Genomic DNA, 17,473 nt, shown 5'->3' with positions numbered 1-17,473 from the left:
GTCGGGTGGCGGCGGGCGGGCGACGACGGAAGGGTGGCTGGCGGTAATCCCCCAGGGAGAAAGGGCGATCATGCCTGAAGTCACCACCCCGTACGCGACCGGCACCCCCTGCTGGGTCGATCTCATGGCGAAGGACCAGCAGGCCGCGCTCGACTTCTACCGCGACGTCCTCGGCTGGCAGGGGCAGCCCGGCCCGGCCGAGTTCGGCGGGTACGCGGTCTGCGAGCTCAACGGGAAGGCCGCGGCCGGGATCGGCCCGGCGATGGCCCCGGAGGGCATGCCGGAGCCGCCGACCGTGTGGACCAGCTACCTGGCCTCCACGGACGCCCAGGCCACCCAGGACGCGATCGTCGCGGCCGGCGGCACGCTGATGGTCCCGGTGATGGACGTCGGCAACCTCGGGCGGATGCTCATCGCCGCCGACCCCCAGGGCTCGGTGTTCGGCGTCTGGCAGCCGGGCGAGTTCTTCGGCGCGCAGGTCGTCAACGAGGCCGGCGCGCTCACCTGGAACGAGCTGCACACCAGCGACATCCAGGCCGCGACCGCCTTCTACGGCGAGGCCTTCGGCATCGAGATCGAGCCGCTGGACGGCGCAGACTCCTACTGGGAGGTACGGGTGGGCGGCCGGGCGGTCGGCGGGGCCACGCTGCTCGCCAACGACCCGCCCGGCACGCCCGCGCACTGGCTGACGTACTTCGCCGTGGACGACACGGACTCGACGGTCGACGCCCTGGTCAAGCGGGGCGGCACCGTCCTGGTCCCGCCCTTCGACATGATGGCCGGCCGGATGACGGTGGTCGCCGACCCGCAGGGCGCCCCGTTCGCGATGATCACGCCGACCCCGATGCAGTAGGGCCGCGTGCCGTAGGGCCGCGTGCCGTAGGGACGCACCTGCCCGAGTCCTCCGCCCGCCCGGGCCTTCCCGGGCGGGCGGACGCACGCCGGACTACGCGCCGCCCTGGTGCCGCAGGGCCCGGGCGAGCCAGGAGTACACCGGGGTCAGACCGGGCACCACCTGCCAGCCGTTGACGATCCAGACCAGGCGCCAGTACCGGTCCACCCTCGGATCGTGCGCTTCCTCGAAGCGCTGGGCCAGCCAGTCCCGGAACTCCGCGTCCGGGGTGCGCGCGAACGCGGCGGCGTAGCGCCGCACGAGCTCGTCGATGACGGGTGCGGCACCGTCGCCGTGCGGGTCGACGCCCGCCTCCGTCGCCTCGGCCACCTTCTGACGGGTGAACGCCGTCAGCTCCTCGCCCGCCTCGCGCTCGATGCCGGGCGTGCGCCCGCCGGCCTGGTGCGGGAGCGTCCGGCGCATCCGGGCCCGGAAGTCCTCGTCGCCGACCAGTTCGGCGAGCTCCACCCACGCCGCGACCTGTTCGGTGGTCGGCTCCTCGGGGAGGTCGGGGGTCGCGGCCCGGACCATGGCGGCCGCGGCCGGGGCGGCTTCAGCCGGGACGCCGCCCGCAGGAACGCCGTCCGCAGAGGCATCGTCCGCTGGGCCGAAGGTGCCGGCGATGAAGTCGTCGATCAGCCGCCGCCGTTCGTCGGCGGACAACTGCGTGAGCTTGTGCACGAGTCTGGTCTCCTCGGGGTCGGAACCGCGCCCGGCCACGACGCGCAGTACGCTCCGGCGCAGCTGCAGCTCCCGGATCTGCACGTCGATGGCGTCGGCGTGCGCGGCGGCGACCTCGGCCATCGGGAGCTCGCGGTCCGCGATCCGCCGGATCGCGGGCAGGTCGATGCCCAACTCGCGCAGCGTGCGGACGAGTTCCAGGCGGAGCAGTGCGTCGAGGTCGTAGCGCCGGTAGCCGGCGGGGCTTCGGGTGGTCGGCGCCACGATCCCCGAGTCGGAGTAGAACCGGATCGTCCGCACGGACAGGCCGGTGCGCCGGGAGAGCTCCCCGATCGAGTAGAGGGTCGTCGCGTCCATGGCCCTCACTCTGCTGTCTCCAGTCACTGGAGACTCAAGGCTACCGTCCGCCCGCCTCGCCCCAGGGCCAGGGCAATCTCGGAGTTGGCGGACCGGCGCGACGCTCAGGACGATGGAGCGCCGTCCGTCCTTCCCGACCGAAGGAGTACACCCGTGCCGCACATCGCCATCGACAACGGACTGCCGGGGATCAGCGGCCTGCTGGCGCTGCGCCCGGACACCGCCGCCCCGCTGGGACTGCTCGCCGACGCGCTGCTGCGCGCGCCGGCCCCGATGAGCCGGGGCGAGCGCGAGCTCGTCGCCGCCTACGTCTCGCACCTCAACGGCACCCGCTTCTGCACCGGGGCCCACGGTGCCTTCGCCGCGGCGCAGTTGGACGAGGGCGATGACGTGGTGAAGGCGGTCCTGGCCGATCCCGCCACCGCGCCGCTCACCGACCGCATGCGAGCCCTGCTGCGGATCGCGGCCGAGGTGCAGGGCCGGGTCGGGCCGGTCTCGCACGAGGCGGTGGCGGCCGCCCGCGCAGCCGGCGCCGGGGACACCGAGATCCACGACACCGTGCTGATCGCCGCCGCGTTCTGCATGTACAACCGGTACGTCGACGGCCTGGCCACCGACCTCCCCGAGGACCCGGGCTACTACGCCGAGGGCGCGAAGCGGATCGTCGGCTCCGGCTACGGCCGGGGGAACTGAGCACCCGGCATCGGCCGACGAGGAGACGCCGCCATGAGCACGTACGCATCGGGCCAGCCGGACACCACGGCCGACCACGTCCCACGTCAACTCCCCACCCGCACCTCGCTGTTCGTCACCGGCGACTTCCCCCGGCGCCGCTGGCCGACCGTGCTGCTCGGCACGCTCGGCGGGCTCCTGCTGGCGTACGCCTGGAACGCGAACCTGGTCGACGACCAGATCGGCTTCGGCACCGCCGACGCCCTGCTCGGCCACGACGCCCACGGCACGCCGATCACCGGGGTGGTCTCCGGCGTCCTGTTCGCCTTCGTCTCCGGGCTGGCCGGCTCCTTCACCGCGTGCAACATCGCGGCCTTCGGCGCCGTCGGCCCGCTGGTCGGGCAGTCGCCGTCGCTGCGCCACCGGCTCCTGCACGTCGCCAAGCCGCTGGGCTGGGTCTTCGCGGGCATGGCGCCGGTCTCGGCCGCCTACGGCGCGCTGGTCGGCCTCGTCGGCACGCACATGCCGCAGTTCTCGACGGCCGCGGGCAAGGGCCTGACGCCCCGGGCGCTGCAGTCGATGACGGCCTTCGGCCTGATCGGGCTGGTGATGATCGTGCTCGGCCTGGCCGCCGTCGGCCTGGTCCGGGACCCGCTGGCCGGGCTGTCCCGGCGCTTCCCGAACGCACCGCTGGTGCTCGTCGGCGCGATGATCGGCGGCTTCCTGGTGGGTCGGCCGTACCCGCTCTTCCGCGACCTGTTCCGGCACGCCGCCACCACTCACAACCCGGTCTACGGCGCGGGAGCGTTCCTCCTGCAGTCGATCGGCAACATCGCCGTCATGGCGGTGCTGTTCGTGGCGCTCGCCTACGGAACGGGCGGCCGACTGCAACGGGTGCTGGCATCCAGGCCCGCCCGGATCAGCGTGGTGACCGCAGCGGCCTTCCTGGTCGCCGGGGTCTTCACCGTCGTCTACTGGGACGTGCGGATGCTGGCCAGGCTCGGCTACCTCTGGTTCCCGCCCTCCCCCTGGAGCTGAGCCCTCGACCGGCGTCCGGCCGAGGCCTTGCCGGGCATACGGTCTGACGACGCATGCGGATATCCTCAGACCCTCACATCGATGTCATTGTCAAGGCCGGACGGCACGAGGGGCGACGCATGCGTATCGGTGAACTGTCCGACCGGACCGGGACTCCCCCGCGGCTCCTGCGTTACTACGAGCAGCAGGGGCTCATCACGCCGGAACGCGCGGCGAACGGCTACCGGGACTACGACGAGCACCTCGTCGACCGCGTCGTCCAGATCCGCGGGCTGCTGGACGCCGGGCTGCCGACGCGCATCATCAAGCAGATCCTGCCGTGCCTCGACAAGCCGCGCGTCATCCATGTCCCGGACGCGACGCCGGACATGATCGCGACGCTGGAGAACGAGCGGGACCGCATGAGCGACCGGATCCGGTGCCTCACCCGCAACCGGGACGCGATCGCGGAGTACCTGGAGGCGGTCCGCGCCACCGCCCTGGATCCCGTGTCGGCCTGAGCCGCTTGACCTTGACACTTATGTGAAGGTTGCACACTGACTTTCATGACTGACGCCCGCATCTGGCACGCCGAGTTCGGCCACGGCACCCCGATCGTGCTGATCCACGGCTACACGATCGACCACCGGCTCCTCCTGCCCCTCGACCCCGCGTTCGCCGACCGGCCCGGGTGGCGGCGGATCTACCTCGACCTCCCCGGGCACGGCAACAGCCCGCGGCTGCCGGGGAGGACCTCCGCGACGGCGGTGGCCGACGCCGTCGTCGAGCGGATCCGCGAACTCGTCGGGCAGGAGCGGTTCGCCGTCGTCGGGCAGTCGTTCGGCGGGCAGCTGGCGCGGGCCGTGACGGCGGCGTTCGGCGAGCAGGTGCTGGGCTCGGCCCTGATCGTCCCGGTCGTCCGCTGGGGCACGGACCGGACACTGCCCGAGGAGACGGTGGCCGAGCGCGACGAGGGGTTCCTCGCCGGCCTGTCCCCATCGGAGCAGCAGGTGTTCGGCGCCGTCATGGCCCGTCACACAAAGACCGGTTGGGACCTGTACCGGCGGCACGTCGCACCCGGCTGGGACGCCCACGACCGTACGGCGGCGGCCGAGCTGGAGGCCGACTTCCTGCTCCCGGAATGGCCGGAGCACGGTGTGCCCGCTCACGGCGGACGGCACCTGCTGGTCACCGCGCGCCAGGACGCGCTCGTCGGCTGGCGCGACCAGCTCGCGCTGCTCGACCACTATCCGCGGATGACGGCGGCGGTGCTGGACGGCACCGGGCACAACCCGCAGGTCGAGAGCGCGGACGCCGTCCGCGAGCTGGTCGGGCGGTGGCTGGACGAGCTCGCGCCGCTGCGGGGTTGAACCGTCCCGCCGGCGGACTACGGGACGGCGAGGGGGACGGCGTCGCTACTGGCCGACGCGTCCGTCGACGCACTCGCGCAGGAGGTCGGCGTGCCCGCAGTGGCGGGCGTACTCCTCGATCCGGTGCACCATCAGTTCGCGGATCGAGACCCGGTCCTTGCCCACGCGTGCGCCCAGGTCCGGGTGTTCGGCGAGGGCGGCGTCGGTCTCGGCCTGTTCGCGCTCCAGGTCGCGGAACGCGGCGTCCACGACGGCCCGGTCGGCGACCGCCCCGTCGAAGTCCGCGTCGCGCCCGCCGTACAGCTTGGGCAGCGGCTGGGACGGCGGCTCGTCCTCGGTGAGCCAGTTGCGCCAGTCCCGTTCGACCTCGGCGAGGTGGCGGACCAGGCCGAGCAGCGACATCGTCGACGGCGGGACGGACCGGCGGGCGAGCTGCTCGGCGTCCAGGCCCTCGCACTTGAGCCGCAAGGTCAGCCGGTAGTTCACCAAGTAGTCCAGCAGCGTGCCCAGTTCGCCGTCCGGGCTGGGGCCTTCGAGGGTCCGCGGGTCGTCGGCCGGATCGGCCCACATGTCCGGGTAGACGGTCGCCCGGGTCCAGCGCGCTGGTTCGTCGGTCATGCGTCGAATCCTCGTCCATCTCCGCACGAACCGCCACCGAATTACCTCGCACGCGCTGCTGCCCGGCCGGTCCGACGGCTTACACCGGCACGCCCGTCAGCGGCCTCGTGCGGTAGAGGGCCGCGGCGCCCGGCGGGACGAGGCAGGGCAGCAGCCACTCCCACAGCGCGGCGACCCGGCGGGCGCGCTCCTCGGGCGAGCAGTCCTCGCCGAACGTGACCTCCAGGCCGCACGCGGCCGTCACCACGAGCGTCTCCGGGCCGGTGCCGCCCGGGCGGTCGCGCAGTTCGCCCGCGCGGCGCGCGCCGGACAGCAACTCCCGGACCACGCCCGCCCATACGCCGTGGAAGCCCTGCGTCCCGGCCACGCACCCGCCTGCCGCCGCCGGGCCGGCCTGTGTCGGGCCTGACTGCGCCGGACCGCGCTGCGTGGAACCGGGCTGCGTGGGGCCGGGCTGCGTCGGGACTTCCGCCGCCGGGCCCTGGGCCGCGGCCTCCCCCAGCCACGCGCCGCCCTCCCGGCCGAGCCGGAACGCTGCGCGGATCACCGCGTCCGAGCCGAGGGCGTCGACCAGCCAGTACCCCGAGTCGATCAGGGCCTGGAGCGGCGACGAGGCCGTGCGCAGCGTGGCGCACGCGCCGCGCAGCGAGCCCTCGGCCTGGTCCAGCACCGCCCGCGCCAGGTCCTCCTTCGACGCGAAGTGGAAGTACAGCGCCCCTTTCGTCACCCCGGCCGTGCCGGCGATCTCGCCGAGCGTGGCCCCCGCGTACCCGCTGCGGTCGAACAGCACCGCCCCCGCCTCCACCAGCCGCCCGCGCGTCCGCTCCGACCTCTCCTGCGCCACGTGCCCTCAACCCCTCACTGCTGCAAGCCAGTTCCGTTTACGCGCACCGCACCGAACAGTCCCGCCCGGGCCGCCCCCGTGGCCTTCAGCCCGCCCGGGAGAACCGGGCCGCGGCGCCCTGCCGTTCGGCCGGGCGGACCACGGCGGCCGGTTCGCTGCCGGTCTCCGCCCGTTCGGGGGCGGCGACCAGGATCGAGCGCTGCAGCCGCCGCAGCGCCGCTGACGGTTCCATGCCCAATTCCCGTACCAGAGTTGCACGGAGCCGTTGGTACACCTCCAGCGCCTCCCCCCTCCGGCCGGAGCGGTGCAGCGCGAGCATGTACTGGCCGTGCAGGCTCTCGTGGGTGCGGTAGCGGTCGACCAGGACGGTCAGTTCGGCGAGCAGGACGCGGTGGCGGCCGAGCCGCAGGTCGGCGTCGATGCGCTGGTCCAGGGCGCAGAGCCGGGTCTCCTCCAGGCGCTTGGCCTCGACGGCGAGCTGGCCGCCGGCCGGGACGTCCGAGAAGGCCGGGCCGCGCCAGAGGCGCAGCGCCTCGTCGAGCATCCTCGCGGCGAGCTTGTGGTCGTCGCCGTCCATCGCGCGGTAGCCCAGGCCGGCCAGGCGGTCGAACTCGCGGGCGTCGGTGAGGCCGCCGCCGCTGTTGAGCATGTAGCCGCCGGGGGAGGTCACGAGGACGTCCTTCGCACAGGCGAACCCGGCGGTGGCCGCGCCGGTCGTGGCGATCGCGCGGTCGATGAGCTCGCGCAGCTGCAGGACGTACGTCTGCACGGTGGTGCGGGCGCTGCGCGGCGGGCGGCCGGACCAGAGCTCGTCGGCCAGCGTGCCGGCCGGGACGACCTGGTCGGCCCGCAGCGCCAGTAACCCGAGCACCTGCCGCGGCTTCGGCGCGGACGGCACCACCGACACTCCGCACATCCGGACGTCCAACGCCCCCAGCACGCGGATCTCCATGACGACCACCCCAATCCACGGAACGCCCCCGGCGGATCCGCCGCGGCCGGCACCCGACTCCCCCTGGGTCGACACCCCGGGGCCACGATGACCAGTCAAAAACAGGACGGGCGGTTTGTCAATACAAAACCGAACGAGCTGTTTGTTTATGCGAATCGGGGTACGCCTGCTCGAATCGGGGGCGCGAACGGACCAGCCGTGCGCCGGTGCGCGGACGCGAGCGCACGCCTGGGCCCACGGGCGGACCAGGCGGACCAAGCGGCCGGGGCGGAGCGCGCGGACCAGGCGGATCGGACAGGCCAGGCACCCGGGCACAAGCGGACGGCGGTGCCGGGCCCCAACAGGCCCCGCACCGCCGTCGATCCGCCCGTTCCTGCGCGAGCGGTGCGCCGCCTCAGGACACCGCGACCGCGCCGCCGACCGCGTGCGCCTCGACCTCGGCGCCATTGCCTCCACTGCCGCCATTGCTGTCGGCGCCGCCTTCCGACGCCGCGCGGGCCGCCGCCACCTCGGCGACCACCCGGGCGCCACGGTCCGGCCCCATCTGCAGCGCGCCGAGCACGCCCGGCACCGCAATGCTCGGCATCACGTGCTGGAACAGCCCGGCCACCCGGCGCTCCAGGTCCGCCCGGCCGCTCAGCTTCTGGGACTGGATCTGCACGCCCGTCCATGCCGCCGTCAGCAGCCATGCCGCGTCCGCCGGCGTGACGTGCGGCAACAGTTCGCCGCGCTCGCCGGCCGCGACCAGGAGCACCTCGAAGCGGGAGATCCACCCGAGGATCGCGCCGCCGCCGAACTCGTCGAACACGTCCTGGCCGAGGGAGAGCCGGGCACCGGCGCTCAGCAGCGGGTCGCGCGGCAGCAGATGGGCGACCACCATCCCGGTGTCCACGAACTCCTGGAGTTTGCAAGCGCGTTCGGGAACCTCGTCCTGGGCGAACTGCTCCTCAACCACGCCCTGCGCGAGATCGCGTTTGGACGCGAAATGGAAATAGACCGCGCCGCGCGTCACACCGGCCCGGGAGACCACCTCGCCGATGGTCGCTCCCTCGTAGCCGAACTCGTCGAAGACAGAAGCCGCGGCCTCCAGGATCAGCCGACGCGTCCGGAGCGCGCGCTCCTGCCGTACCACCGGAACCACCCCGTTCTGACATTCTCGCGAAAAACAAAACCAAACACGCCGTATCTTAGCGACGACTGGCCCGAAGGCGACAGGACACTGTCCGGGAATCGCCCCAGGTGCTTCTCCTCCCCCACCCACCCGCGCCCTTCGGCGAATTCGGGATGTCCGGCCGCCCACCGACACCTCAAGGCCACTCCCCACGCGCAGTCGCACACAAAACCGAACGATCGGTATCTGTAGTGGCATGCCAGGCTCCGGAAGACCCGATCAAGCCCTCCGGCGACGCCCTCGGCATCTTTCTCAACCGATCGGTTGAAGAAGGCGGCGGACCGGCGTAGCGTTGTCCTCAACCAATCGGTTGAGAAAGAGCAGGGGTATCCGGTGGCCGTCGACCAGTTGTCCCGGGCGTTCGTCGCCCTGGCCGATCCGACCCGGCGCGACATCGTCGCCCGCCTCTCGGTCCGCGATGCGACCGTCGGCGAGCTGGCGGAGTCGTACGCGATGTCGATGCAGGCCGTCTCCAAGCACCTCAAGGTGCTGGAGGAGGCCGGGCTCGTCAGCCGCAGCCGGGACGCGCAGCGGCGGCCGTGCCACCTCGAACCGCAGGTGTTCGACTTGATGACGAGCTGGATCGAGCGCTACCGCCGCCAGGCGGAGGAGCGGTTCCGCCGCCTGGACGCCGTCCTCGCGGCCATGGCCGACGAGGCCGCCGACGACGGGTCCGCCGACGACGACCCGACAGGCGACGAGCCGGCAGGCGGAGGCCCCGCGCACAGCACAGAGACCGAAGCAGGCCCAGGACACGAAGGAGAGAAGCCATGACCTCCACCACCGGCCGCGAGACCCGGGTCGAGGCGGACCCGGCACTGCCCACCATCCGGATCGTCCGCGAGTTCGACGCCCCGCCGGCGCGGGTCTTCCGGGCCTGGATCGAGCCCGAGCTGGTCGCCCGGTGGCTCGGCCCGGACAACCACGAGACGAAGATCGACTTCTGGGACGGCCGCACCGGCGGGAGCTACCGCTACTCCATGCACCAGGACGGCCGGGAGATCGCCGCCTTCTACGGCTCGTTCCACGAGGTCCGGCCGGAGACCCGACTCGTCCAGACGTTCACGTACACGGGCGTGCCGGACGGCGTCTCGCTGGACACCGCCGTGTTCGAGCCGGCCGGCGAGGGCCGCACCCGCGTCACGATCCTGTCCGTGGTCGACAGCTTCGCCGCCCGCGACGCGATCCTCGCGAGCGGCATGGAAAAGGGCGTCACCGAGGGCTACGCGAAGCTGGACGCACTGCTCGCCTCGGAGTGACCGCCCACACCCAATACGACGAAGCGCCCACCGCCTGCATGGCGGTGGGCGCTTCGTCATACGGGGCGTTCAGCGCCGCGCGAGCGCCGACAGCGGGTTCACGCCCTCCACGGCCTTGACGAGGGGGGCGAGATCGGGGTTCTTCGCGGCCTCGTCGAGGGCCTCGCGGAGCGCGGCGTCGTTCGTGGGACGGGCCGCCTCCAGCAGCTTCAGGCCGTCCTCGGTGACGTTCGTGTAGATGCCGCGACGGTCGGTCGGGCACAGGTAGCGCGAGAGCAGGCCGCGGTCCTCCAGGCGGGTGACCAGGCGGGTCGTGGCGCTCTGGCTGAGGACGACCGCGTCGGCGACCTGCTTCATCTGCAGGTGGCCGCCCTCGTCGTCGTGCTGGCGGCTGAGCACGTCGAGCAGCGAGTACTCGCGCACGCTCAGGTCGTGCCCGGCCTGCAGGCTGCGCTCGATGTGCGCCTCGATCCGGCCGGCCAGGAGGTACAGGGCGGCCCAGCCGTTGGCGAGGGCGGTCAGCGCGGGATCCGTGGCGGTCATGAGCGCGGGTCTCCTTCCGGGTTCGACGGTGTCAAGGATAAGCCCTCGGCAAAAATTTCGGCCTGGGCATGTATCCCGCTTATACAAGCATCCGGCCGGCGGGGCGGGGGGGCGGACGAGCAGAGTTACCACGAGCAAAAGCCCGCAGTTGCACCTATGCCGCGTCTGCAACTATTGTCAAGGCTCGTAAGGCGCTGTAGCAATCTCGTCTGGAGGACGCGCCATGCCTCTCGCACTCCTCGCCCTGGCCATCGGGGCCTTCGGGATCGGGACCACCGAATTCGTCATCATGGGCCTGCTGCCCGAGATCGCCGGCGACTACGGTGCGTCCATCCCCACCGCCGGGCTCCTGGTCACCGGGTACGCGATCGGCGTCGTCATCGGCGCGCCGCTGATGACGGTGCTCGGCACCCGGATCGGCCGCAAGACGATGCTGATGCTCCTCATGGGCCTCTTCGTCGCCGGCAACCTGCTGTCCGCCGCCGCCCCGAGCATGGGCGTCATGCTCGCAGGCCGCCTCGTGGCCTCGCTCGCCCACGGCGCGTTCTTCGGGATCGGCTCGGTGGTCGCCGCCGACCTCGTCGCCCCGGACAAGAAGGCCGGCGCCATCGCCACCATGTTCACCGGGCTCACCGTCGCCAACATCGTCGGCGTCCCGCTGGGCACCTTCATCGGCCAGGCCGTCGGCTGGCGCGCCACCTTCGTCGGCGTCGCCGCGCTCGGCGTGGTCGGCCTGCTCGGCATCGTCAAGCTCGTCCCCGCCCTGCCCCGCCCCGAGGGCGCCCACCTGCGCGGCGAGCTGACCGCGTTCCGCAACCCGCAGGTGCTGCTCGCGATGGCGATGACCGTGCTCGGCTTCGGCGGAGTCTTCGCCGCGATCACCTACATCGCCCCCATGATGACCCACGTCGCCGGCTACTCCGACGGCGCCGTCACCTGGCTGCTGGTGCTGTTCGGCATCGGGATGTTCCTCGGCAACCTCCTCGGCGGGAGGTTCGCCGACCGCAGGCTGATGCCGATGCTGTACGCCTCGCTCGGCGGACTCGCCATCGTGCTGGGCCTGTTCACCCTCACCGCGCACGACAAGGTCCTCGCCGCCGTCACGATCCTGCTGATAGGAGCGCTCGGCTTCGCCACCGTCCCGCCGCTGCAGAAGCGCGTCCTCGACCAGGCGCACGGCGCGCCCACCCTGGCCTCCGCCGTCAACATCGGGGCGTTCAACCTCGGCAACGCCCTCTCCGCCTGGCTCGGCGGCCTGGTGATCTCGACCGGTCTCGGCTACACGGCCCCGAACTGGGTCGGCGCGCTGCTCGCCGCCTCGGCCCTCGTCCTCGCCGTCTGGTCCGCCGCCCTGGAGCGCCGCGCCCCGGGCCGTGCGACCGCCGTTCCGAACGCTGTTCCGACCGTCTCGATCCCCGTCCACCACTGAACCGTTCCTTCAGGAGAAGCGCCACCATGAGCACCACCGTGAGCACCACCACCGTCACCCCGCTCACCACCGCCGACGCCGAGACGCTCGTCGCCGCCGCCCGCACCGCCGCCGAGGCGGCCGGGGTCGCCGTCAGCATCACCGTCCTGGACGCGGGCGGGCACCCGCTCGCCTTCCGCCGCGACGACCGCGCCGTGCTGATCTCCGGCGAGACCAGCACCCGCAAGGCCTACACCGCCCTCCAGCTCGACGCCCCGACCGCCGACCTGGTCGACCTCGTCAAGCCCGACGGGCCGTTCCACTCCCTGCCCACCGCACTGGACCGTCCGCTGCTCTTCATCGCCGGCGGCGTCCCGGTCCACCACGACGGCCGCCTCGTCGGCGCCCTCGGCATCGGCGGCGGCGCCCCCGAGCAGGACCACTCCTTCGCCACCGCTGCGCTGGCGGCACTCGCACGCTGACCCGCGCTCAATGGCGGTCGCACGAGATACCCGGCACCGCGCCAACGCCCGTGCCTCCCAACGGTCCTGATCGTCGGGAGGCACGGGTGTTGGCGTGGTGCCGACCCGCTTCGGTCGCCGTCCTGGCAGGATGGCGCCATGGAACGTGTGCTTGGAATCGGCGGGTACTTCCTGCGGGCCGCCGACCCTGCTGCCCTCAATGCGTGGTACCGCGACTGCCTCGGCCTGGCCGCCGACGAGCACGGCCTCTGGCAGCAGGAGACCGGCCCGACGGTGTTCGCGACCTTCGAGTCCGGAACCGACTACTTCGGATCGAACGCCCAGCGGACCATGCTCAACTTCCGGGTCCGCGACCTGGACGCCATGCTCGCGCAGCTACGCGCCAAGGGAGCGGACGTCGCCGGGGAGACCCAGGACATGGCGGGCGTCGGACGGTTCGGCTGGGTCACGGACCCCGAGGGCAATCGCATCGAACTGTGGCAGCCCGCCTGACCCTGCCCCCGACGGCCGCCCGGCGCCGCTGCCCGCGCCTCGACGTCAGCGGCAGAGGGCCGTTTCGACGAGGCTCTCGACGTGCTTCATCGTGTTCGGGTCGGAGGGCTGGGTCGTCACCGCGATGTCGGCGACGGCGCTGCCGTCGTCGGTGACGCCGCCTCGGGTCTCGTAGCCCGGGAAGCTGCCGCCGTGGCCCCAGTAGAGGCCACCGCCGCACGGCAGCGGCTTGCTCACCAGGCCGAGCCCGTAGCCGGCGCCGGGGCCCATTTTCTCGGCGGGGACGGTCTTCTTCATCTCGGTGAGCTGGGCCGGCTTGAGGAGGTCGCCGTGGAGCAGCTCGGAGAAGAACCGGTTGAGGTCGGAGTTGGTGGAGATCATCTGACCGGCCGCCCAGCCCCAGGACGGGTCGATCTCCGTGACGTCGCGCAGCGGCGCTCCCGGCGCGTCCCGGTAGTAGCCCTTGGGGTGCGGCTCGCGGATGGACTCGTCGCCGGGGGCGGGGAAGTACGTGTGGTGCAGGCCGGCGGGCTCGATGACGCGCCGTTCGATCTCCGCCGCGAGGGCCCTGCCGGAGACCCTCTGGACGATCAGTCCGGCCAGGACGTAGTTCGTGTTGCTGTACCCGAACTTCTCCCCCGGCGCGAATTCGGCCTTGAACTGCAGGGCCGTGTCGAGGAGTTCGCGCGGCTCGTAGTAGCGGGGCCGGAGGTCGGCCTTGAGGTAGTTCGGGATGCCGCTGGTGTGCTGGAGGAGCTGGCGGACCGTGATCCTGCGGCCGTCGATGCCGTCCCCGCGGACCAGGCCCGGCAGGTACGTCTCGATCGGCTCGTCGAGCGCGATCTTCCCCTCGCCGACCAGCTGCAGCACGACCACCGCCGTGAACACCTTGGTGTTGCTGCCGATCCGCACCTGACCGTCGACCGGCACCTTGGCGCCGGTGGCCAGGTCGGCGACCCCGGCGGTGTAGTTGCGGGCCCGGCCGTCGCCCTTCTTGACGCTCGCCAGCGCACCGGGCACGCCCTCGTCCCGCGCCAGCGCGTCGAGGCCCTGCTGGACGGTGTCCGGTCGGGGCGCCGCGAACGCCGCGGCCGGAGCCAGTGCACCCACCGTCAGGGCGCCTACGGCCACCGCGGCCGCGAGGGCCTTCCAGCGCCGGGACGGACGGGCCTTGTGCTGCGCCTGCTCAAGCACGTGCCAACTCCAGGGTCTTGTCGGGAAAAGCAGCGGTGTTTCGCTGCTCCCACCTTCCCCGGAGTCGCCCGGCTGCGACGATGCTGCTACCCGCCCGGTTGGGGGTGGGGCTAGCCCCCGGTGCGTGCACGATTCGACGGCGGGGCCTCGATCATGACGGCGATGCCGTCCAGCAGCGGCTTGAGGCCGAACTCGAACAGCGCGTCCAGGTCGAGGTCGTAGCCGTCCGGCAGCCGCTCGCGATCCTGGTGAACACCGGGTACCGGGCCGCACTGGTGATCGCCGCGAAGGCGGGGGCCTGACGGTCCATCCACTGGTCCTCGCTGAGGCCGGTCGCCGCCTCGGCCTGCGCCTCCCGTTCGAGGTGCACGGCGATGCCGTGAACGTGGCTGTAAAGCAGGACGTGCAGGTCGAGCATCGTCTCGGGGGCAAGGCCGTGGCCGTCGAGCGCGGCCAGCGCCCACTCCGCGTGGACCATCAGGGCCGGGCGCCGGCACGGCCGCCCGCGACCTCATCGAGACCGCGCTCAGGGGAACCTGACCCCGCAGCTCACCGGAAAGCACTACTAGCCATCGACCCCCAGGAGGTCCTGGGCCGCGCGGTTGAACGCCTCGGTGGCGGGGGTCGGGCGGTCGCGGTGGTGGAGCAGGCCCCACTGCACCGGGGGCGCGTCGGCGAGCGGGCGGTAGGCGACGTCGGGGCGGGGGTGGTAGCGGCGGGCCTGGGCGCCGAGCGGGAAGGCGCCCCGGCCGGCGCCGACGAGGGTCAGGATCTCGTTCAGCGTGCCGCCCTCCGGGCCGGGTGGGATCGGCCGCCCGTTCGGCGTCCGTGCCGGGGTGCGGTCGGCGCGGAAGGACTCCGGGACGGCGGAGGGCAGTTGGACGAGCGGGAGGTCAGCCAGCTGCTCCGGCGTGACGGCGTCCTGCTGCGCGAGCGGATGGCCGGCGGGCAGGGCGAGCATCCAGGGCTCGCTCACCAGGACCGGGCCCGGCACCAGGTCCGGCTCGCGCAGCGGGTACTCCGCGAACACCAGGTCCACCTCGCCCGCCCGCAGGAGGGCTATGCGGTCGACGAGTTCGGCCTCCCGGAGGGTCGCCTCCCAGCCGGGCAGCCGTTCCCTGAAGCGCTCCGCGACGCCGACGAGCAGCTGCCCCGCCGCCGGGCCCGCGAACGCGACCCGCAGCGTTCCGGTGCGGCCGTGCCCGGCGTCGGCGACCCGCCGGACGGCGGCGCCCACCGCCTCCCACGCGGGCCGCAGCTCCTCCGCCAGCTGCGCCCCGAGCGCCGTCGGCTCCACCCGGCGGCTCGTCCGGACGAACAGCGGTGCGCCGACCCGGCGTTCCAGCTTCCGTACGGTCTGGCTGATCCGCGCGGTGGAGACGTGCAGCCGCTCGGCCGTCCGCCCGAAGTGCAGTTCCTCGGCGAGCACCAGGAACGCCTCGATCTCGTGCCGCTCCAGCACTCCGTACCGCCTCTCCTCCGCTACATCATTAACCCTCGCTTCACGATCGTTGCACAGCCTCTCATTGATCGTCCGCCCGCTCCCGCGGGAGGGTGGAGCCATCGCCGAAGATCCCCCACCTCCCAGGGAGTTGCACCATGCACGTCACCACCGACCGCGCCCTCGCCGCACCCGCCGCCGACCCGGCCGCCGTCGCCGCCGAACTGCGCGACCGGGCCGAGATCCTGGACGCCCTCCTCCGCTTCGGCCTCGGCCAGGACCTCCACGACCGCGAGCTGTTCGCCTCCTCCTTCACCCCGGACGCCGAACTTGACTTCCGCCCGGCGGCCGCCGCGTGGGACGCCGAACCGCCCGTGATGGCCGGCCGGGACCACATCGTGACGACGATCCTCGGCATGTTCGCCGGGCGGGTGACCACCACCCACCAGGTCACCAACTCCCGCATCACCGTGGACGGCGACCGGGCCCGGCTCACCTCCCTCGTCGAGGCGCAGCACGTGCTGACGGCCGACCCCGCCACCCACGCCCTGCTGAAGAACCGCTACGACGTCGAACTGCGCCGCGACGGCGACCGCTGGCTGATGCACCGGGTGCGGATCGACAACGTGTGGCTCACCGGCGAGCCGCGCGCCATCTTCGGCTGAGTACCCGAGGAGAGTTACGGCTTCAGGGCAGCACGGCCACCGCCTCCACTTCCACCAACTGGTCCGCGTAGCCCAGCACGGCGACGCCGAGCAGCGTGCTGGGGGCGTCGTGCTCCGCCAGGTACGAGCGGTACACGTTCCACACCTTCACGAGGTCGGCCTGGCGGGAGGACGCGACGTAGACCGTCGTCCGGGCGATGTCGGTCCGTGCGGCGCCCGCGTCCTCCAGGGCGATTATGAGGTTCCGCATGACCTGGTGCGCCTGGCCCTCGTAGTCGCCGACGGCGACCGTCCGGCCCTTCTCGTCGAGCGGACAGGCGCCGGCGAGCCAGAGCGTGCGGACGGGCGCGTCGACGGCCGCCGCGTAGGCGTAGTCGACGGCCGGGGTCAGGCGAGTGCTGCGGATGAGCTTGACGGCGCTGGTCACGGTGGCCTCCGGGGGTCGCGGTCGAACCTTTGCGCCCATCGTTGGCCGCACCCGAGGGAGCGTCAAACGATTTGTGGGCGAATTTCCCACCGTTCCAAGGCCGATGCGGTTCGCGATTCACCGTTCCGGGTGATGGCGGACCGATGCGTCCGGCCGGGATCCTGGTGCCCTGAGATCTGACGAGACGCCGACAATGCCGGGAGGGTGAGCGATGGAGTCCCAACTGCCGCACCACGAGGACGGTTCGGGCGTAGGCCGGCGCCGGATGCTGGGGATCGCGCTCGGGGCCGGGCTCGTTCCCGCCCTGGGGGCGTCGGCCGCCGCGAGCGCCGGACCCGCGCCGAGCAGCCCCGCCGCAACCGAGCCCATGGCTGCCGCCGCACTCGGACGACGCGTCGCCGAGGTGGCCGCCGCACAGATCAGCGTGCCGTACGCGTGGGGCGGCGGCGACCGCCTCGGGGCGAGCTACGGCTTCTGCGACGGCGAGAACGGTTACCTCGACGGGGTCTGCCTCGGCGAGAACACCGTCGGCTACGACTGCAGCGGCCTGTCCCTCTACTGCTGGTACCTCGCGAGCCACGGGACGATCGAGCTCGCCCACTACACCGTCGCGCAGTTCAACCGCAGCGCCGAAGTGCCGCGCGACGCCATGCTCCCCGGCGACCTGATCTTCTTCTCCCGCCCGGACGCGATCCTCCACCACGTCGGGATCTACGCGGGCGACGGCGCGATGATCCACGCCGAGCGGACGGGCACGCTCGTCGCCCGCGTCGAGAACGTCCTCGACATCCCGCGCTGGGCCAACGAGTTCGCAGGCGCCCGCCGCCCGCACCCCGCGGGCTAGGGCGTTTCTTTCCGATCATCGGATCGTTGGTCTGGTCGTGCCGTTGACCGACGCGCAGTGGGCGCGGATAGAGCCGTTGTTGCCGGACCGGACGCCGAAGCGGGGCGGTCGTTGGCGTGATCATCGGGAGGTGATCGACGCGAT

Annotated in this window: 23 protein-coding genes; 13 read left to right on the top strand and 10 right to left on the bottom strand. The window is 72.5% G+C overall.

What is annotated here, in order from left to right; genetic code table 11:
* Positions 1–70 precede the first annotated feature (70 nt).
* A complete protein-coding gene (locus ACFVU9_RS43315; protein ID WP_380449225.1) occupies positions 71–853 on the top strand; it encodes a VOC family protein in 783 nt (260 codons plus the stop codon).
* Positions 854–946: 93 nt separating this feature from the next.
* Here the strand turns inward: ACFVU9_RS43315 and ACFVU9_RS43310 are convergent, their stop codons facing one another.
* On the bottom strand, positions 947–1,930 hold the full coding sequence (locus ACFVU9_RS43310; protein WP_387603205.1) for a MerR family transcriptional regulator: 984 nt from the start codon (positions 1,928–1,930) through the stop codon (positions 947–949).
* 153 nt (positions 1,931–2,083) lie between these two features.
* Here ACFVU9_RS43310 and ACFVU9_RS43305 point away from each other — a divergent pair, with 153 nt between their 5' ends.
* The 4 genes from ACFVU9_RS43305 (at position 2,084) to ACFVU9_RS43290 (ending at position 4,989) form a co-directional block, all read left to right on the top strand.
* Positions 2,084–2,623: a carboxymuconolactone decarboxylase family protein gene (locus ACFVU9_RS43305; protein ID WP_387603202.1), complete on the top strand. Its 540-nt coding sequence runs from the start codon at positions 2,084–2,086 to the stop codon at positions 2,621–2,623.
* A 33-nt stretch (positions 2,624–2,656) separates the two neighbouring features.
* Complete coding sequence (locus tag ACFVU9_RS43300; RefSeq protein ID WP_387603199.1) at positions 2,657–3,640, top strand: hypothetical protein; 984 nt, start codon at positions 2,657–2,659, stop codon at positions 3,638–3,640.
* A gap of 119 nt (positions 3,641–3,759) precedes the next feature.
* A complete protein-coding gene (locus tag ACFVU9_RS43295; RefSeq protein ID WP_380448470.1) occupies positions 3,760–4,140 on the top strand; it encodes a MerR family transcriptional regulator in 381 nt (126 codons plus the stop codon).
* Positions 4,141–4,185: 45 nt separating this feature from the next.
* The gene (locus tag ACFVU9_RS43290) at positions 4,186–4,989 is read left to right on the top strand and encodes an alpha/beta fold hydrolase (protein WP_387603196.1); all 804 of its coding nucleotides are present in this window, start codon (positions 4,186–4,188) and stop codon (positions 4,987–4,989) included.
* 45 nt (positions 4,990–5,034) lie between these two features.
* Here ACFVU9_RS43290 and ACFVU9_RS43285 read toward each other — a convergent pair whose 3' ends face one another.
* From ACFVU9_RS43285 to ACFVU9_RS43270, 4 genes are all read right to left on the bottom strand, one after another.
* Positions 5,035–5,607: a DinB family protein gene (locus ACFVU9_RS43285; RefSeq protein ID WP_380448466.1), complete on the bottom strand. Its 573-nt coding sequence runs from the start codon at positions 5,605–5,607 to the stop codon at positions 5,035–5,037.
* Between the two features lie 79 nt (positions 5,608–5,686).
* Positions 5,687–6,451 (bottom strand): TetR family transcriptional regulator, encoded by a 765-nt coding sequence (locus tag ACFVU9_RS43280; protein ID WP_387603193.1) that lies wholly within the window; start codon positions 6,449–6,451, stop codon positions 5,687–5,689.
* Between the two features lie 85 nt (positions 6,452–6,536).
* Positions 6,537–7,403, bottom strand: a complete 867-nt coding sequence (locus ACFVU9_RS43275; protein WP_380448462.1) for a BTAD domain-containing putative transcriptional regulator — start codon at positions 7,401–7,403, stop codon at positions 6,537–6,539.
* Positions 7,404–7,797: 394 nt separating this feature from the next.
* Positions 7,798–8,535 (bottom strand): ScbR family autoregulator-binding transcription factor, encoded by a 738-nt coding sequence (locus ACFVU9_RS43270; RefSeq protein WP_387603191.1) that lies wholly within the window; start codon positions 8,533–8,535, stop codon positions 7,798–7,800.
* Positions 8,536–8,907: 372 nt separating this feature from the next.
* Here ACFVU9_RS43270 and ACFVU9_RS43265 point away from each other — a divergent pair, with 372 nt between their 5' ends.
* Complete coding sequence (locus ACFVU9_RS43265) at positions 8,908–9,348, top strand: ArsR/SmtB family transcription factor (RefSeq protein ID WP_380448458.1); 441 nt, start codon at positions 8,908–8,910, stop codon at positions 9,346–9,348.
* A complete protein-coding gene (locus tag ACFVU9_RS43260; RefSeq protein WP_380448456.1) occupies positions 9,345–9,833 on the top strand; it encodes an SRPBCC family protein in 489 nt (162 codons plus the stop codon). The genes ACFVU9_RS43265 and ACFVU9_RS43260 overlap by 4 nt, the downstream gene beginning before the upstream one ends.
* A 69-nt stretch (positions 9,834–9,902) precedes the next feature.
* On the opposite strand, the gene ACFVU9_RS43255 is transcribed toward ACFVU9_RS43260, so the two are convergent.
* The gene (locus tag ACFVU9_RS43255; RefSeq protein ID WP_380448455.1) at positions 9,903–10,376 is read right to left on the bottom strand and encodes a MarR family winged helix-turn-helix transcriptional regulator; all 474 of its coding nucleotides are present in this window, start codon (positions 10,374–10,376) and stop codon (positions 9,903–9,905) included.
* Between the two features lie 223 nt (positions 10,377–10,599).
* Here ACFVU9_RS43255 and ACFVU9_RS43250 point away from each other — a divergent pair, with 223 nt between their 5' ends.
* From ACFVU9_RS43250 to ACFVU9_RS43240, 3 genes are all read left to right on the top strand, one after another.
* Positions 10,600–11,805 carry an MFS transporter gene (locus tag ACFVU9_RS43250; protein WP_387603186.1) on the top strand — a complete coding sequence of 402 codons (1,206 nt, stop codon included), beginning with the start codon at positions 10,600–10,602 and terminating at the stop codon, positions 11,803–11,805.
* 38 nt (positions 11,806–11,843) lie between these two features.
* Complete coding sequence (locus tag ACFVU9_RS43245; protein ID WP_387603208.1) at positions 11,844–12,266, top strand: heme-binding protein; 423 nt, start codon at positions 11,844–11,846, stop codon at positions 12,264–12,266.
* A 138-nt stretch (positions 12,267–12,404) separates the two neighbouring features.
* The gene (locus ACFVU9_RS43240) at positions 12,405–12,758 is read left to right on the top strand and encodes a VOC family protein (RefSeq protein WP_380492653.1); all 354 of its coding nucleotides are present in this window, start codon (positions 12,405–12,407) and stop codon (positions 12,756–12,758) included.
* A 45-nt stretch (positions 12,759–12,803) separates the two neighbouring features.
* On the opposite strand, the gene ACFVU9_RS43235 is transcribed toward ACFVU9_RS43240, so the two are convergent.
* The 3 genes from ACFVU9_RS43235 to ACFVU9_RS43225 form a co-directional block, all read right to left on the bottom strand.
* Positions 12,804–13,952 carry a serine hydrolase domain-containing protein gene (locus ACFVU9_RS43235; protein WP_387603181.1) on the bottom strand — a complete coding sequence of 383 codons (1,149 nt, stop codon included), beginning with the start codon at positions 13,950–13,952 and terminating at the stop codon, positions 12,804–12,806.
* Between the two features lie 151 nt (positions 13,953–14,103).
* Positions 14,104–14,430 carry a hypothetical protein gene (locus tag ACFVU9_RS43230; RefSeq protein ID WP_387603178.1) on the bottom strand — a complete coding sequence of 109 codons (327 nt, stop codon included), beginning with the start codon at positions 14,428–14,430 and terminating at the stop codon, positions 14,104–14,106.
* A gap of 87 nt (positions 14,431–14,517) precedes the next feature.
* Positions 14,518–15,414: a LysR family transcriptional regulator gene (locus tag ACFVU9_RS43225; protein ID WP_387603175.1), complete on the bottom strand. Its 897-nt coding sequence runs from the start codon at positions 15,412–15,414 to the stop codon at positions 14,518–14,520.
* Positions 15,415–15,551: 137 nt separating this feature from the next.
* On the opposite strand from ACFVU9_RS43225, the gene ACFVU9_RS43220 reads away from it, so the two are divergent.
* Positions 15,552–16,058 (top strand): nuclear transport factor 2 family protein, encoded by a 507-nt coding sequence (locus tag ACFVU9_RS43220; protein WP_387603172.1) that lies wholly within the window; start codon positions 15,552–15,554, stop codon positions 16,056–16,058.
* Between the two features lie 22 nt (positions 16,059–16,080).
* Here the strand turns inward: ACFVU9_RS43220 and ACFVU9_RS43215 are convergent, their stop codons facing one another.
* Positions 16,081–16,524, bottom strand: a complete 444-nt coding sequence (locus tag ACFVU9_RS43215) for a RidA family protein (protein WP_387603169.1) — start codon at positions 16,522–16,524, stop codon at positions 16,081–16,083.
* A 172-nt stretch (positions 16,525–16,696) separates the two neighbouring features.
* Here ACFVU9_RS43215 and ACFVU9_RS43210 point away from each other — a divergent pair, with 172 nt between their 5' ends.
* Entirely contained in the window at positions 16,697–17,329 is a 633-nt protein-coding gene (locus tag ACFVU9_RS43210) for a C40 family peptidase (RefSeq protein WP_387603166.1), read from the top strand.
* A 31-nt stretch (positions 17,330–17,360) separates the two neighbouring features.
* Positions 17,361–17,473 (top strand): transposase (locus ACFVU9_RS43205; RefSeq protein WP_387600239.1); only part of this gene is annotated, 113 nt, incomplete at its 3' end.

This window comes from Kitasatospora sp. NPDC057936 (assembly GCF_042887525.1).
Lineage (GTDB): Bacteria > Actinomycetota > Actinomycetes > Streptomycetales > Streptomycetaceae > Kitasatospora.
This window is presented reverse-complemented; position numbering and strand designations above follow the sequence as displayed.